A 15,915-nucleotide genomic window follows, 5' to 3' on the forward strand; every position below is an offset into this window, starting at 1 on the left:
GGTGACCGCCGTCACTGACCAGGACCCCACCGAGCACGCCGACCAGCCGGACGACGACGGCCACAAAGCGGCAGGCACCACCGACCGGAGTGCCCCGGGCGGCGAACGCGCGACGCGCACCGACTCCGCGGAAACCTGGGACGACGGGCTCATCGCGCGCCGCGTCAACGAGACAGCCGAAGGAGACCGGTTCCCCATGACGGACAGCCGCTCCACCGCCCCGCCGACCGTCACCCCACTGGTGTACGAGGGGTCGCTGCGCTCCCGGCTGGAGGCACTGCGCCAACTGGTGGGGCTCTCCCGTACCCGGCTCGACAGCCGGACGCTGTCGCAGGCCGGCCGGGTGCTCGACGAGGCGTCCGCGCGGCGCAGGCTCTCCGGGCAGCACACCGTCGTCGCCATCGCCGGCGCCACCGGCAGCGGCAAGTCGCAGCTGTTCAACGCGCTCGCGGGGGTGACCATCTCGGAGACGGGCGTACGCCGTCCCACCACCGCGGCGCCCATCGCGTGCAGTTGGAGCGACGGCGGAGCCGGCCTCATCGAACGGCTCGGCATCCCGCCCCGGCTGCGCCGCCGGCCGCTGCCGACCGGGGACAGCGAGTCGCCGCTGCGCGGACTCGTCCTGATCGACCTGCCCGACCACGACTCCGCCGCCGTACAGCACCGCCGGCACGTGGACCGCATCCTGGCGCTCGTGGACGCGGTCATCTGGGTCGTCGACCCGGAGAAGTACGCCGACGCCGTCCTCCACGAGCGCTATCTGCGGCCCATGGCGGCCCACGCCGAGGTCATGTTCGTCGTCCTCAACCAGATCGACCGGCTGCCCGGGGAAGCCGCCGAACAGGTCCTCGACGATCTGCGGCGGCTCCTCGACGAGGACGGCATCGCCCTCGGGGAGTACGGCGAACCGGGCGCGACCGTACTCGCGTTGTCCGCCCTCACCGGGGACGGCGTGGGCGAACTGCGTGAGACCCTCGGGCAGTTCGTCTCGGAGCGCGGGGCCGCGAACCGTCGCATCTCGGCCGACGTGGACATCGCCGCGGCCCGGCTGTGGCCCGTCTACGCCACCCAGCGGCGGACCGGGCTCAGCGAACAGGCCCGGGAGGAGTTCTCCGACCGGCTCGCGGACGCGGTGGGAGCCACGGCGGCGGGCGAGGCGGCCGAGCGGGCGTGGCTGCGCAACGCCAACCGGGCCTGCGGTACGCCCTGGCTGCGGCTGTGGCGCTGGTACCAGGACCGCGGCGAGCCCACCACGGGACGGCTCCCCGGGCGCACGCAGGCCGACGAGGAGACGACCGCCCGTCAGCGGGTCGAGCAGGCGGTGCGGACGGTGGCCGACCGGGCGTCGGCCGGGCTGCCCGTGCCCTGGGCACAGGCGGTGCGTGAGGCGGCCGTGCGAGGCTCGCAGGGGCTGCCGGAGGCGCTGGACGAGCTGACCGTGCGTGCGGGGGTGCCGACGGGCCGGCCGCCGCGGCCCGGGTGGTGGCCGGTGGCCGTACTTGTCCAGGCGTCCATGACGATCCTGCAGTTCCTGGGCGGACTCTGGCTGCTGGGCCAGATCATCGGGGTCGTGTCGCCCAACCTCGGAGTGCCGGTACTGCTGATGGTGATCGGCATCGTCGGCGGCCCGCTCATCGAGTGGAGCTGCCGGATGGCGGCCCGCGGCCCGGCCCGGCGCTACGGCATGGAGGCCGAACGCCGGTTGCGGGAGGCGGCGTCCGGCTGCGGCAGGGCCCGGGTACTGGACCCGGTGGCGGCGGAGCTCCTGCGCTACCGGGAGGTCAGGGAGCAGTACGCGAGGGTGGTGGGAGCGGGACGGTGACGCTGGGGTGAGGCGTCGGGGCGAGGCGTCGGAGGAAGAGAGGCACCGGGGGTGGGGTTGCGGCTGTGACCGGCCGCCGGTGTCGCCGTCGTTCCTACGGCGCCCCCCACCCTCACCCCTGCGAGTGGCGGGCTCCTACGGCGCCCCCACCCCTCACCCCTGCGAGTGGCGGCGTTGTCCACAGGTCCGTGGTGGTCCACAGCGCTCAGCGGGCCCGGCCCGGCGGCGGCAGTCTGGCAGACGCAGCCGTACGGGACGGGCCCGTACGCGTGTCGGCCCGGTGCGTAGCCGTAGTCCGGGCGAGGGAGGTTCGCGATGAACGAGACGATGGTCTGCGCGGTGGGCAGGGTTGCGACGCAGCCGGTGTACCGGGAGATGGCGTCCGGCCCGTCGGCGAGGTTCCGGCTGGCGGTGACCGCGCGCTACTGGGACCGGGAGAAGAACACGTGGACCGACGGGCACACGAACTTCTTCACGGTGTGGGCCAACCGCCAGCTGGCCACGAACACGGCGGCGTCGTTGACGGTCGGCGAGCCGGTGATCGTGCAGGGCAGGCTGAAGGTACGGACCGACGTACGCGAGGGGCAGAGCTGGACGTCGGCGGACATCGACGCGGTGGCGATCGGTCATGATCTGGCGTGGGGCACCGCGGCCTTCCGGCGCGCGAGCAGGACGGAGGCCGCCGCCCCCTCGCAGGCGCAACCCGAGCCCAACTGGGAGACACCGCCGGAGGGTTCGGAGGAAGAGGCGGCCGCTCGCGCACAATCAGGCCCCGCAGCAGTTGTTCTGACGTGACGTCATGCGACGAGAGCGTCCGAACTGTGGCTTATCGGCGAGTGCGCACCGAACGACCAGGGGTGATTTGTCGATAAGCCCTGCTCGTCAGGGGTGTTGGCGATAACGATTCCGATTCGGATCACTCGTCCGACCGTCTGACCGGCGGGCGGCGTCTTCCGCGTCCCTAGGATGCCGGACATGGCTCTCGGGACTTTTGTGTCCGGTGAGGCTTCTGATTCTGCAGGTGGGACCGTCTCCCCACGTCAACGGGTCCTGCTCGAAGGGGAATTTGGTGTTTGCTTCGTTCTCTGAGCTGTTCGTACGCAGGCGAGGCGCGGCCCGCCTCGCCACCGCGACGGTGGTGTCCGGGCTGGTCGCCGCGGGCGGGCTGGCCGGTGCCGGCCGGGCGGCCGCCGACGACACGACGCAGAGTCAGGGCGGGGCGACCGCGACGATAGGCGGCCTCAAGACGTTCGGCGCCGCAGTCATACACGCCGGCACCGGTGACCAGGAGATCTCGGCGGGCCTGTTCGAGATGTCCGTCGACGGCGGCGGCATGCTGCAGACGTACTGCGTCGACCTCCACAACCCCACGCAGCGGGACGCCAAGTACCAGGAGACGCCCTGGAGCGGCACGTCCCTCGGGGCCAACAAGGACGCCGGCAAGATCCGTTGGATCCTGCAGAACTCCTACCCCCAGGTGAACGACCTCGCGACGCTGGCACGCAAGGCGGGCGTGCGGGGCGCGCTGACCGAGCAGGACGCGGCGGCCGGCACGCAGGTCGCGATCTGGCGCTACTCGGACGACGTGGCCGTCGACGCCCTCGACCCGCAGGCCGAGCAACTCGCGGACTACCTGGAGAAGAGCGCCCGCACCCTGCCCGAGCCCCGTGCCTCGCTCACCCTCGAACCGCCCGCGGTCTCCGGCCGGCCGGGCGAGCTGCTCGGACCGGTGACGGTGCACACCAACGCCGGCAGCGCGACCGTCACCCCGCCCGCCGACGCCGCCACCAGCGGGGTGCGGGTCGTCGACAAGCAGGGCAAGGCCGTCACCTCCACGTCCGACGGCGGGCAGGTGTACTTCGACGTGCCGGAGGACGCGGCGGCGGGTACATCGGAACTGACCGTGCAGGCCTCGACCACCGTGCCGGTCGGCCGGGCCTTCGCCTCCGAGAGCCGCAGCCAGACGCAGATCCTGGCCGGTTCCAGCGAGTCGACGGTGTCCGCGACGGCCGGGGCGACGTGGGCGAACCAGGGGCCGGTCCCGGCGTTGTCGGCGGCGAAGAACTGCGCCCAGGGCGGCGTCGACATCATCGCGTCCAACAAGGGCGACGAGCCGTTCACCTTCGAGCTGGCCGGGCTGCGGCACACCATCGCCCCCGGCGAGTCCCGCACGGTGACGGTCCCGCTCCAGGAGGACCAGGCCTACGACTTCACGATCCATGGCCCCGGCGGTCTCGAGAAGCGCTTCACCGGCATGCTGGACTGCCAGACCCGCGGCAGCGACACCGGCACAGCCACTCAGACCTTGAGCGACCCCGTACCGGCGACGGTGGGTGGCGCGGCCACGGACACCAACCTCGCCGAGACGGGCGGCTCGGACATCACGCCCCTGATCGCGGGCGTGGCCATCGGCTTCGTCCTGATCGGCGGGGCGACGCTGATCGTGCTGCGACGCAGGGAGCAGACGGCGGGGGAGTGACCCGGGCGAACGACGTCCGGTTCCCCGGGGGGCGTTACCGGGTCCGCGGTGCCACGTCAGGCGGCGAGAGGCACCTGCTCACCCTCTGCCGGGACCTGGTAGTGCGCCCAGATCTGGTTCAGCTCGTGCTGGTAGTAGAGCGGGTACAGACCGGCCACGATGAACAGGATGAGGCCGATCCAGGGGTTGCACTCCTGCTCCATCCCGGCGGAGCGCTGCATACGGGCTATGCGCACACCGGTGTTGTAGACCGAGATGAAGGGGGGAACGATCAGCACCCAGCCGAGGGCGAGTGCCACGACCGACACGGCCGGATTGACCTCGATCCGCTGGTCGAAGTCCCGGGCTTCGCGATTGATCTTGTAGTACCAGACCAGGTGGTAGATCCCCAGTGTGATCAGCGGCCAGATCAGCCAGACGAGAAATATGTTGCGGGTCTTACCGGCGCTCCCTGACATGGCACACCTCCCATATGTCCAGTGCATCACGATCAGGTGCCGGGTGCGCGTGGTGAGGTCCGCGGCGGCGTCACCTGCCGCGAGAGGGCAGAACGGCGTCATGAAGGCGGCCGGCCTTCGGCTGCTCCGTACCGCCCGGGCCCGCCTGGGTCCGGTCCTGGCGGTCCTTGACACTGCGCGGACACCGGTCGGCTTCCTCGGGACGCGGTCAGCAGCCCCGCGTCAGGCTTGTCACGAGGACGTCCTGGTGGTGCGTCTGGAGAGCAGGCCGGCCAGCAGCATCACGGACAGACCGATTCCCACGCCGCACAGCGTCCACAGCACCCGGTAGCCCTCGGCGGCATCGTCGGAGGGCTGCGGCAGGCCGACCAGGATGAGCGCTCCCGCGGCGATGGCCGCGCTGTAGCACGCGTAGTTCCAGAAGCGGATCAGCGCTCCGTGCATCAGCAGGACGAGCGCGACCACTTCGAGTCCCCGTTCCACCGCGAACAGATCGAAGCCGCTTTCGTTCCGATCGGCGTCGCGGTGGCGCGACGCGGACCGTGCAAGGGTGCCCGAGGCCGGCCGAAGGCGACCGACGGCGACAGCCGAGTGGCAGCCCTCAGCGTGAAGTAGCAGGTCAGCGACCCCTGCGCAGACGCGTTTCCGCCCAGCCCTGGCGGTACGGCAAGATGGGGTGTTACTTGCCGCGAGAGGACATGAAAAGGCCCCTCACCAGCGGTTTCCTTGCCGATGAGGGGCTGTGTCAGGCAGCCTGGCCCGTCTCGGGGCCGTCGGACGTCTCCGGGCCGTCATGAGGGTGACCGGCTGCCCGGTACATCGCCGAGATGGCTTTCCGGGTGCGGATCTCGCTGGACGGCATGAGGTGCGTGTAAACGCGGAGAGGCATGCCTGATCGTTGAACGCCTGGCCGAGCCCCCGAGCCATCCATCCGCGCAGGTCAGGCCAGGAATCCGCCCCAGATCATCACAGCTTCCCAAGCTGAGAGCGTTACCCCGAGCCGTCCGGACCGTTTGTCCGGCCCGGCAACGGCCCCCCTTATCATCGGCTGGGCGAGCCGGCTGCCGCCGTGTCGGGCCGGCACGTGACAGGGAGTGCAGACCTACAGGAATCGGGCTGACCGGCGACGCCTCACCGGCGCGAAGGCATCGATCGTTCCCGCGCCCCTGCCCGGTGTGTCGTTCCATCCCCGGATGCGGTCGGCAAGATTCTTGAGACGGGAATCTCCAGGCCCGACGGCGAGCTGGAAGTGGGACTGCTTCACTGGTTGCAGATGTCCGCCCCACGCGAGGATCCCCTCACAGTCGGCGAGGATGTCTGTGACGACGATCTGCTCTGCTTCGCTCATGCCGGTGTTCTTCACATCAGCTCCCAGCGGGTAGTGCAGGGGCCGGATCGCGATGGCCGTGCCCGACAGGTAGTTCGACTCGAATGCCGAGCCGATCTCACGCTCCGTCGTGTGGCCCTGGAGGTCGCCAGGCATGAGAATGTCGATTTCATAGGCGAACCGACGGGCAACGTAAAGCAGAACGGTGGCGACGTCCCCCTCCGCCAAGGAGACTTCGACGTTGGTGCCTTCGACCCGGAACTTGCCGGCCTGATCGAGGATGGGCCAGCCGTTTGCAGATTCGCGCTTGGTCCAGACGCGCGCGTCGGCGGCGGGGGCGGCCTGTGCTGGACCGGCGGTCGCGACGGCTAATGCTGCCCCGGTCCCGAGGCCGAGACCGAGAACCCGTCTACGTGTCAAGCTCGTTGTCATGGGGGACCCTTCTGCGCTTCGAGCGGTTGATGAGTATCAAGGTGAAACAGACGATGGCGCAGGCCAGCCCTGCGTAAAGCAGAGGCGTGGTCCAGAACGACACATCGTTGGTGCTGTATCCGCTGCTCCAATGGCAGGTAACGGATGGGGGGAAGTGATGGACGGTCGCCGACACCAGGCTGTAGTCCCGCCCGGCGTCGACGTAGTCGCCACTGGCGGTCTTCGTGGCACAGAGATCGAACGGGGAGGTGTAGGCGAGACCGTAGAAGGTTCCGGCACCGTAGGCGGCGAGAGCCGCTGCGCTTCCAACCGCAGCCAGACGGGCCCTCCGTGAGGGCTTCTTCCTGGTCACCCACAGTGCGTACGGGAACACTCCGATGATGAAGAGGAGGAGCGTGATTGCGGGCGGGCCGAAGAGCGCGAAGAGTGCCATGCGTCCTGACGCTACTTCGACCCAAGGAGACGCTTTTGGTTGGCCTGGTACTGAGCTCGCCGGAGCGTTTCCGTGGCGGCGTGCTGGACCAGGTTGTTGCCGAACGCGTCGCACCAGGCATTGAGCTGGTCGGAAGGGAGGAGGTGAGGCATCAGGGTCGGTATGCCGCCGAATGTTTGGATCAGGGTCGCGCGGCCGCCCACGAGGATGATCCCGTCCGTACTGGTGGGCTCGTCCGTGAGGATCTTCTTCGCCTGAGCGGCTGCTTTGCTGATGGTGCCGCCGAACCGTTGGTTCACGTAGTCCCTGAACCGGGTGAGGCCGCTGCTGCCCTGGTAGTGATCGCGGACCGCCTCGACGATGGTCTTGCCGCCACGCACGGCCTGGGCGATGAGGTATCCGTCGGCGTCCTCGACGAGGTCGGTGAAACCAAAGCTGGACGCGACCCCGATCTTGCCCATCTTGTCGTTGATGTAGGTAGCTCCGGAGGCGTAGGAGTCGTGGTCCCGCCGCCATTCGCCATAGAGGGTCATGAGGTCGCCGCCCCAGCCGGCGACGTCACCAAGACTGATGTCTCCCGCCGGGTTGGGCTTGACGAACTGGCCATTCGCCGTGGCCATCAAGTGTTCGATTCCAAGGTGCTGGCCGGTGAACGGGTCCTTGAACTCCGACCAGATACTCATGTTGCGGTTGTTCACATAGGAGACGAAGCCGGCGTCCACTTTCCCGATCAGTGCCCGCCACTGGTTGTCGTCGTACCTGTCGCTGCGGAGGTATTCCATGACGAGCTGGTTCGGGTTTCCCTTGCCGTATGCCTTGGCCAGGTCGTAGAGGGACTTGATGTAGTTGACGAATTCGTCCGCGGGCGACGACGGCCTGTTGACGCTGCTCTGCCCGGGGTCGCTACCGATTCGATGAGCGTCTCGGTCCAGCCAGAAGGTGTCTGTTCCGTCGGTGACCTTGTATTCCTTGATCTGATTGAAGGACCAGTTGGCCGGCAGGGGATATCCAAGGTTTCCTGAGAAACCCCAGGACATGCCGGACACGAACGAGTAGCGGGCGTAGGTCTCCTTCGTGACCTCGGCGCACACGTGTCGAGATCCGTATACTCCGTGCACATACCGCTTACCCTTGCTCCCGAGCCCGGACGCGACGCCTCGGAAGTACTCGAGGATCTGCGGCATATCGGCATCCGTGGCGTCGTAGTCGACGGCGAAGTAGATGATCGTTCCTCGGTTGAAACCGAAATGCACCGCCTGGTCGTGGGCCTTCTTCGCGTGGGCGTACCCGTTCCCCCAGTAGTACTCGGACAGCGACCTGCCGTTGTCCTGGAAGATCGGAAAGACCCGAAGCCCGCCATTGAAGATGTTGGAGAGTTCACCTTCTTCAAGCATCTTCGAGCCACCGCCGGCCGACGCTTCGTTGAGGTATCTGCCGACGTATCGGTAGCCGTCGGTGTACATTCTCTTGGAACGTGACGCGGTGATCGTGTAGGCGGTATCGGATGCGGTGACCGGCCGCTCCGGGTCTCCCATCGATACCAGGAGTTGAGCCCATGTCGCGTAGTCACCGCGCCCGTTGGCGGATATCTCGGAGAACCGCTGGAAGGTGGTGACGAAGGTCGTCAGATTTCCGTCGAATGTCGTCTTGAACACCGTGTTCGTCTGGACGGTATCGCCGCTTGCGTCTACGGTGACGATCGGCTGGTTGAAGACACACGCGGCGGAGAACAACTGAACGAATATGCCGGACGAGCCTTCCGAGACGCCGGCCTTGGATTTGATGCCGGCTTGTGTTCCGGCCCCGAAGTTGCCGGTGGCATCCGCTTCGGCGATGCCGATTTCCAGCTGGATGGCCTTCATCAGGTTCTGCTGGACATTGCGGGAGTAGTGGCCGTCGGCCGGGCCGATATCGACCGTCTTCTTCGTCCAGTAGCGCCCGTTCAGCCACTGCTGGATGGAGCGAACCTCCTCCGACCCGCCGGCGGTGAGTACGTAGGCGTCCATGTTGAGCAGAGCCTTGAACACCTTCGCCTGGAGGGTGCCGGTCTGCGAGAGGCCCATGTCGCTCTGCATCTTCTTGACGGCAAGCGCGATGTCCGGGTCGTAGAAGCCGGTGTCGGAGTACCCGCCGGTGTAACCCTTGCAGAACAGCCCATAACGGATGATCTTTACAATGTTGTTGTTCTTTGACCAGCCGTGTCCGAGCTCGCCGAGCGCGGCGAGTTTGGACACGGTTCCATCGCCGAAGTTCGCGACGACGGGGCTGATGCCAAGCTCCTTCTGCAGCCCCATGATGAAGGCATACATCGTGGGCCAGCCGGTCTTGCCGTCTTCCGGGCACTTCTGATAACCGGAAACGCTGCCGTAGGTCGAGTTGAGCCACTTCTGTGCTTCGAGGACTTTCGCATCGGCCATGCCGGATCTCCTGGACTGCTTGACGGGTTGGGGGAGGGAGGCCGCCGACGTCGGCCAATGCACGAGACGTTCTCCCTGTCGGGCATTCGGACGCTGCGGGTGCGAACACCGTGAGACACGTAAGCGCCTAGCCGCGCAGGGACGTCGTACGTGGTGCTGAGGGAGTGGTGCTGAGGAATGGCTGACACATCGAGTCGAGAGGCGCCTCGGGAATCAGCCGAACTGTCATGAGCGCAGTCGGGGAGGTGGAGCAGGCGCAACCGCACGGCGCTCAAAAGGCGACGCAAACCGCGAGCGGGCTCAGGAATGGCTGCGTTCTGTACGCTCAAGCCTCTCGGCGGTGACGGGGATGCCTCGGCGCCGTGCGGTCAGCTCCGCCGCCGTCGGTTCCGTTCGCCATGAGGTACTCGGGTGAGGGCCAAGCACGATGAGACAGGAGAGGCGGGGCTGACGGCGACGGGCTCACCGGACTCCCGTCCCCGGTCGGCAGGGCTTACCTGATCGGCCCCGCCCTGTTACGCGTCGATGTGGTCGGATCCGCACCCGGTCAAGAACAAGGCGCTTGCCGGTGCGAAGGTCGTAACGGGTGGCACGCCGGTGCGCAGAAGCCCGAACATGGTCAGTCGCAGGGTGCTACATACTTGACTCGGTCGATGATCGCGACGCTGCCCGACCACATGATCGCGGTCACCCGGGAGCAATTGTTCCAGCCGGCGTCGTGGTTGCCCTCGCCTTTGACCGGGCCTGCGTACTGCGAAAAGGTCCCCTCGTCCACCTTGCAGGCCACACCGGCCTTGTTCGGGCACAGCTTCAGCTTCATGTGCTTCGCCGTGCCGAGGTTGTTGTCGAACACCGCGCAAGCCCCCGACACGCTGGTCGTGGATCTCGTGTACGTGAACAGGGTGCCGAATCGACGGGCGTCCGGGAGTTGCTCGGCGAGCTCGAGTTCGTATCCGGATCCGCACAGTGTTGCAGTGGCGCTGACGGCGGCAGGGTTCTCCGCCGCGACAGCACGCGTACGGGCGCCGTTGAATCCGTTCTCGGACAACTTCACACTGGTACCGGGGACGATCATGCTGCTGCCCGCGGGAGTGTGGTCGTCCGCCATGGCCTGCGGAGTGACGGCGAGAACGGAGACAAGGGCCGCTGTCGGGGAAATTGCACGTATCAGTCTGCGCATGGAAAGTCAGGTTTCCTATTCGAGAGAGAGCAGGTTCACGACCGTACGCGTCATTTTGTGGCGCTCAATAAGAGTTGGGCATGGGTGCACATCGGCGGAGGACCTCGAAGGTCGCATCACCGGGCACGAAAGACCGGCGAGAAGGCATGAGCGATGTGTCCCCCTGGTAATGGCTTCCCGGTCGTTGAATGGCCGCCTGGCCGGGCAGCTTGGCCGGGCCGCCTCATGCAGGCATCACAATAGGCATAAACCCGAGCCGAAGTGCAGTGATAAATGTTGGTCAACGGAAGGGATGGCCTGAACGGTTCATGAGGGAAGAAGGTCGCAGGGTTGGACGTATTTGCTGGGTACCTCGGTAGTTGAAGGTGCGTCGTATGTGAAGCTCGGGTGAAGCACCAGTGATTGTTGGCTGATTTTCGCCCCTGGGTGACCGGTATCCGGGCACTGCTGTCGTTGTCGTGCGCGCTTCCACCCAGGGCCGGCGGTGCGGCAAGATGGGGTGTTATTTGCCGCGAGAGGGCGTGAAAGGCCCCTCACCAGCGGCTTTCCTGCCGATGAGGGGCCGTGTCAGGCTGTTTGGGCCGTCTCTGGGGCGTCGGGCGTCACAGCTCCACCGCGAACGCGGCATGATGGGCGTGCCGTGCTGCTTCCAACTCATCCCGGGCAGTGTCCGTGACGTTGCTCAGATGAACATCCCACAGGTAGTTCATGAGTTGGATGCGGTAGCGCCGGCAGGCCGCGGACCATGGGCGGCCCGACCCGATGCAGACTGCCTCTCAGTGATCATCTCTGGGCCGTCCCTGGGCCGTGCGAGGGTGCCCGAGGTTGACCAAAGGCGACCGACCGTGACAGTCGCCTGGCAGTCGACATCCGAGAAGAGCCAGGTCACAGCCCCCCGCCCATACGCGTTTCCGCCCAGCCCTGGCGGTACGGCAAGATGGGGTGTATCTGCCCACTGCCAGTTTCAAGCTGCCGGACGGTTTCTCTTGGCTGAGTTCATTTACACCATGCGCAAGGCGCGCAAAGCGCACGGCGACAAGGTGATCCTCGACGACGTGACGACGAGCTTCCTCCCGGGAGCGAAGATCGGCGTCGTCGGCCCGAACGGCGCCGGCAAGTCGACGATCCTGAAGATCATGGCCGGCATCGAGCAGCCGTCCAACGGTGACGCCTTCCTCACGCCCGGTTACACGGTCGGCATCCTGCTCCAGGAGCCCCCGCTGACCGAGGACAAGACCGTCCTGGAGAACGTCCAGGAGGGTGTCGCCGGGATCAAGGGCAAGCTCGACCGGTTCAACGAGATCGCCGAGCAGATGGCGACCGACTACACCGACGAGCTCATGAACGAGATGGGCAAGCTCCAGGAGGACCTCGACCACGCCAACGCGTGGGACCTCGACGCCCAGCTGGAGCAGGCCATGGACGCCCTGGGCTGCCCGCCCGGCGACTGGCCCGTCACCAACCTGTCCGGTGGTGAGCGCCGCCGCGTCGCGCTGTGCAAGCTGCTGCTCGAGCAGCCCGACCTGCTGCTGCTCGACGAGCCCACCAACCACCTCGACGCCGAGTCGGTGAACTGGCTGGAGCAGCACCTGGCCAAGTACCCGGGCACCGTCGTCGCGGTCACCCACGACCGGTACTTCCTCGACAACGTCGCCCAGTGGATCTGCGAGGTCGACCGCGGTCGCCTCTACCCCTACGAGGGCAACTACTCCAAGTACCTGGAGACCAAGGCCGCCCGCCTCAAGGTCGAGGGCCAGAAGGACGCCAAGCGGCAGAAGCGGCTCAAGGAAGAGCTGGAGTGGGTGCGGTCCAACGCCAAGGGGCGCCAGGCCAAGTCCAAGGCGCGTCTGGCCCGCTACGAGGAGATGGCCGCCGAGGCCGACAAGATGCGGAAGCTGGACTTCGAGGAGATCCAGATCCCGCCGGGCCCGCGTCTGGGCAATGTCGTCGTCGAGGTCAGCAACCTCAGCAAGGGCTTCGGCGACAAGCTCCTCATCGACGACCTGAGCTTCACGCTGCCGCGCAACGGCATCGTCGGCATCATCGGCCCGAACGGCGCCGGCAAGACCACCCTGTTCAAGATGATCCAGGGCATCGAGGAGCCGGACTCCGGCGCCATCAAGGTCGGCGACACCGTCAAGATCTCCTACGTCGACCAGAGCCGCGAGAACATCGACCCCAAGAAGTCGCTGTGGGCCGTGGTCAGCGATGAGCTCGACTACATCAACGTCGGCCAGGTCGAGATGCCGTCCCGGGCCTACGTGTCCGCCTTCGGCTTCAAGGGCCCGGACCAGCAGAAGCCGGCCGGCGTGCTCTCCGGCGGTGAGCGCAACCGCCTGAACCTCGCGCTCACCCTCAAGCAGGGCGGCAACCTGCTGCTCCTCGACGAGCCGACCAACGACCTCGACGTCGAGACCCTCTCCAGCCTGGAGAACGCGCTGCTGGAGTTCCCGGGTGCGGCCGTGGTCGTCTCCCACGACCGGTGGTTCCTCGACCGCGTGGCCACGCACATCCTCGCCTACGAGGGCGAGTCCAAGTGGTTCTGGTTCGAGGGCAACTTCGAGTCGTACGAGAAGAACAAGATCGAGCGGCTCGGCCCGGACGCCGCCCGTCCGCACCGCGCCACCTACAAGAAGCTGACCCGGGGCTGATCGATCTTGCGGCACATCTACCGCTGCCCGCTGCGCTGGGCGGACATGGACGCGTACGGCCACGTCAACAACGTGGTGTTCCTCCGCTACCTGGAGGAAGCCCGTATCGACTTCCTGTTCCGCCCGGACAAGGACTTCAAGCAGGGGTCCGTGGTGGCGCGCCACGAGATCGACTACAAGCGGCAGCTCGTCCACCGGCACCACCCGGTCGACATCGAGCTGTGGGTCACCGAGATAAGGGCCGCGTCCTTCACCCTCACCTACGAGGTGAAGGACGACGACCAGGTCTACGTGCGGGCCTCGACGGTGATCGTGCCGTTCGACTTCGAGGTGCAGCGCCCGCGCCGGATCACCGCGGAGGAGCGGGAGTTCCTGCGCGAGTACATGGATGACGCCGAGGAGGAGGCCGTCGCCGCATGACGGTGCTCCACCTCGCCGACGAGGGGGAGGCGGCGGACCTCGCTGCCTTCCTCTCCCGGCTGCTCCACTACGACCGCGGGGCGGCCGTGCGTCTTCAGGCCGCCGGCACCGCACTGGCCGTCTTCGGACGCCCGCCGTCCTTCGAGGTGCTCGCCGTGCGCGCGGTGCGGCTGGCCAAGCCGTACGAGAAGGGCCTCGAGGCCACGCTGGACGTGACCGTGTCCGCCGGTGAGTTCCTGGAGACGGTGGACGAGAAGGCCGCCACGGCCGTCGTGCCGAGCCCGGTGACCGGGCCGCCGTGGGCCGGTGTGCTGCCGCCCCGGGGCGACTGGCGGGCCGAGCCGGGGCTGCCGGCGCCGGAGGCGCTGCGCGAGCTCGTGGCCGCGGTGATCGCCGAGTTCCGCTCGCGTACGCAGGAGTTGCCCCCCGAGGGGCGGACGCGGGCCGAGCTGGACCGGATCGGGCGGGATGTCTGGTCCCGCACGGTCGGGGACACCCGGCTGCCCGTCCGGGCCGTGCACGCGGCCCACTCCCTCGGCTTCCTGCGCCCCGGTGTGCCGCCGGCGCTGTTCTCGTCGGGTGCGTGGCTGAGGCTGCGCACCCCGTACGGGTCCGTCGCCGTACGCCGTGCCGGGCTCGGGGCGCTGGACGTCAGCGTCCGCTGAGCAGCCCCCGAGCGTCCCCCGGACGACGCCCCGCAGGCGTCAGCCCGCGGTGTTGACCATCGAGGCCGCCGCGTACGTCAGGTAGTTCCACAACGTGTGCTCGTGCTCCTCGGACAGGCCGAGCTCCTCGACGGCGACGCGCATGTGCTTCAGCCACGCGTCGTGCGCCGCCCGGTCGACCGCGAAGGGCGCGTGCCGCATCCGCAGCCGGGGATGACCGCGGTTCTCGCTGTACGTCGTGGGGCCGCCCCAGTACTGGATGAGGAACAGCACCAGGCGCTCCTCCGCCGGGCCCAGGTCCTCCTCGGGATACATCGGCCGCAGCAGCGGGTCCTCGGCGACTCCCTCGTAGAAACGGTGGACGAGCCGACGGAAGGTCTCCTCCCCGCCGACCTGCTCGTAGAAGGTCTGCTCCTGAAGCGTGCCGCGCCGAATCTCATTCACGCGATCCATGGTCTCAGACGCCCCGGCATAGGACTCAAGACCTAGGACCCTGCCCCTACTGTGGAGACATGGGCGGCTACGCACCCGGCAGTGGACTCGACGCTCTCGCCGCAGTCGCGCGGGCGGCGCTGGTGCGGCGGATCGAGGCGAGCGGGGCCTGGGCCGTCGACCCGGGCTGGCGCGAGGCCTTCGCGGCGGTCCCGCGGCACCTCTTCGTGCCGTACTACTACATCGGTGCCGCCGGTGGCTACGAACGCCGCTGGGGCGAGAGCGCCGACCCCGAGGCGCGGGAGCGGTGGCTGCGCGGCGCCTACGAGGACACCCCGCTGGCCACCCGGCTGCGCGACGGCGAGCTGCTGTCCTCCAGCAGCCAGCCGTCCCTGATGGCGGACATGCTGGCCGCGCTGCGCGTCGAGGACGGTCACACGGTCCTGGAGATCGGCGCCGGCACCGGCTACAACGCGGCGCTGCTGGCCCACCGGCTGGGCGACGACAAGGTCACGACCGTCGACCTCGACCCGGAGATCACCGAGTCGGCCCGCCGGCACCTCGCCGCGGCCGGGTACCACCCGGCCGTCGTCACCGGCGACGGCGCCCGGGGCGTGCCCGAGCGCGCGCCGTTCGACCGGATCATCGCCACCTGCGCCCTGGGCGGAGTCCCGCGCGCCTGGGTCGGCCAGAGCCGCCCCGGCGGCCGGATCCTCATGCCGCTCGCCACCGGCCTGATCGTGCTCACGGTGACCGGCGCGGGGCGCGCCGAGGGACGTTTCCTGCACACGCCCGCCTACTTCGTGCCGCTGCGCGGCGGCGGCCGGCCCGGGGGCGAGCCGGTCCAGCTGGGCGGGGTGCCGCACCGGGCGCGGGAGGACGACCTGTTCCGGTTCCTGCTGGCCCTGACCCGCGGCAGCCTGGACCCGCAGGAGGCCCACGCGCTGTGGGAGCAGGAGGGCAGGCCCCAGCGTGAGCGCTACGGCATCACGGTCGGCGAGGAGACGGAGTGGGCCTGGCTGGACGACCCGGAGGGGCCGTACGCCTGGCCCCTCCCGTCGTGAAGGGTCTTCCGCCGCGGGATCCCCCCGGACGCGACGGTGCCGCAGCCCGCCTCCACGGCGGACTGCGGCACCGGATCCGTCCGTCACCGGCTCCCGGCCGCGGCGGATCGTGATCGTCCGCGCGGCCGGAGCGGG

The 15,915-nt window shown here is 68.1% G+C and carries 15 protein-coding genes; 7 read left to right on the plus strand and 8 right to left on the minus strand.

What is annotated here, in order from left to right; all coding sequences use genetic code 11:
* Position 1: 1 nt before the first annotated feature.
* The 3 genes from ACFCXS_RS08705 to ACFCXS_RS08715 all read left to right on the plus strand — a co-directional run bounded on the left by ACFCXS_RS08705 (position 2) and on the right by ACFCXS_RS08715 (position 4,301).
* Positions 2–1,822: a GTP-binding protein gene (locus ACFCXS_RS08705; RefSeq protein ID WP_376642316.1), complete on the plus strand. Its 1,821-nt coding sequence runs from the start codon at positions 2–4 to the stop codon at positions 1,820–1,822.
* 315 nt (positions 1,823–2,137) lie between these two features.
* Positions 2,138–2,617 carry a single-stranded DNA-binding protein gene (locus ACFCXS_RS08710; protein WP_376642317.1) on the plus strand — a complete coding sequence of 160 codons (480 nt, stop codon included), beginning with the start codon at positions 2,138–2,140 and terminating at the stop codon, positions 2,615–2,617.
* A gap of 274 nt (positions 2,618–2,891) precedes the next feature.
* The gene (locus ACFCXS_RS08715) at positions 2,892–4,301 is read left to right on the plus strand and encodes a Cys-Gln thioester bond-forming surface protein (protein WP_376642318.1); all 1,410 of its coding nucleotides are present in this window, start codon (positions 2,892–2,894) and stop codon (positions 4,299–4,301) included.
* A gap of 56 nt (positions 4,302–4,357) precedes the next feature.
* Here the strand turns inward: ACFCXS_RS08715 and ACFCXS_RS08720 are convergent, their stop codons facing one another.
* The 7 genes from ACFCXS_RS08720 to ACFCXS_RS08750 form a co-directional block, all read right to left on the minus strand.
* Positions 4,358–4,759, minus strand: coding sequence for a DUF4234 domain-containing protein (locus ACFCXS_RS08720; RefSeq protein ID WP_376642319.1), 402 nt, complete (start codon positions 4,757–4,759; stop codon positions 4,358–4,360).
* Positions 4,760–4,990: 231 nt separating this feature from the next.
* A complete protein-coding gene (locus ACFCXS_RS08725) occupies positions 4,991–5,242 on the minus strand; it encodes a hypothetical protein (RefSeq protein WP_376642320.1) in 252 nt (83 codons plus the stop codon).
* A gap of 262 nt (positions 5,243–5,504) precedes the next feature.
* Positions 5,505–5,648, minus strand: a complete 144-nt coding sequence (locus ACFCXS_RS08730; RefSeq protein ID WP_376642321.1) for a hypothetical protein — start codon at positions 5,646–5,648, stop codon at positions 5,505–5,507.
* A 213-nt stretch (positions 5,649–5,861) separates the two neighbouring features.
* Positions 5,862–6,518: a hypothetical protein gene (locus ACFCXS_RS08735; RefSeq protein WP_376642322.1), complete on the minus strand. Its 657-nt coding sequence runs from the start codon at positions 6,516–6,518 to the stop codon at positions 5,862–5,864.
* Positions 6,496–6,951 carry a hypothetical protein gene (locus tag ACFCXS_RS08740; RefSeq protein WP_376642323.1) on the minus strand — a complete coding sequence of 152 codons (456 nt, stop codon included), beginning with the start codon at positions 6,949–6,951 and terminating at the stop codon, positions 6,496–6,498. The genes ACFCXS_RS08735 and ACFCXS_RS08740 overlap by 23 nt, the downstream gene beginning before the upstream one ends.
* 11 nt (positions 6,952–6,962) lie before the next feature.
* Positions 6,963–9,368, minus strand: a complete 2,406-nt coding sequence (locus ACFCXS_RS08745) for a glycoside hydrolase domain-containing protein (protein WP_376642324.1) — start codon at positions 9,366–9,368, stop codon at positions 6,963–6,965.
* A gap of 619 nt (positions 9,369–9,987) precedes the next feature.
* Entirely contained in the window at positions 9,988–10,476 is a 489-nt protein-coding gene (locus ACFCXS_RS08750) for a hypothetical protein (protein ID WP_376642325.1), read from the minus strand.
* A gap of 1,058 nt (positions 10,477–11,534) precedes the next feature.
* Here ACFCXS_RS08750 and ettA point away from each other — a divergent pair.
* The 3 genes from ettA to ACFCXS_RS08765 are packed head-to-tail and all read left to right on the plus strand — an operon-like array spanning position 11,535 to position 14,284.
* Positions 11,535–13,199, plus strand: a complete 1,665-nt coding sequence (gene ettA / locus ACFCXS_RS08755) for an energy-dependent translational throttle protein EttA (RefSeq protein WP_352099377.1) — start codon at positions 11,535–11,537, stop codon at positions 13,197–13,199.
* Positions 13,200–13,205: 6 nt separating this feature from the next.
* Positions 13,206–13,619, plus strand: a complete 414-nt coding sequence (locus tag ACFCXS_RS08760; protein ID WP_376642326.1) for an acyl-CoA thioesterase — start codon at positions 13,206–13,208, stop codon at positions 13,617–13,619.
* Positions 13,616–14,284 carry a hypothetical protein gene (locus ACFCXS_RS08765; RefSeq protein WP_376642327.1) on the plus strand — a complete coding sequence of 223 codons (669 nt, stop codon included), beginning with the start codon at positions 13,616–13,618 and terminating at the stop codon, positions 14,282–14,284. Before ACFCXS_RS08760 ends, ACFCXS_RS08765 begins: the two co-directional genes overlap by 4 nt.
* 39 nt (positions 14,285–14,323) lie before the next feature.
* Here the strand turns inward: ACFCXS_RS08765 and ACFCXS_RS08770 are convergent, their stop codons facing one another.
* Positions 14,324–14,737 (minus strand): globin, encoded by a 414-nt coding sequence (locus ACFCXS_RS08770; RefSeq protein WP_053671759.1) that lies wholly within the window; start codon positions 14,735–14,737, stop codon positions 14,324–14,326.
* A gap of 59 nt (positions 14,738–14,796) precedes the next feature.
* Between ACFCXS_RS08770 and ACFCXS_RS08775 the strand changes: the two genes are divergently transcribed.
* Positions 14,797–15,780: a methyltransferase domain-containing protein gene (locus ACFCXS_RS08775; RefSeq protein ID WP_376642328.1), complete on the plus strand. Its 984-nt coding sequence runs from the start codon at positions 14,797–14,799 to the stop codon at positions 15,778–15,780.
* Positions 15,781–15,915: the final 135 nt, after the last annotated feature.

Origin of the sequence: Streptomyces sp. NPDC056373 (assembly GCF_042262425.1) — a bacterium.
GTDB lineage: Bacteria > Actinomycetota > Actinomycetes > Streptomycetales > Streptomycetaceae > Streptomyces.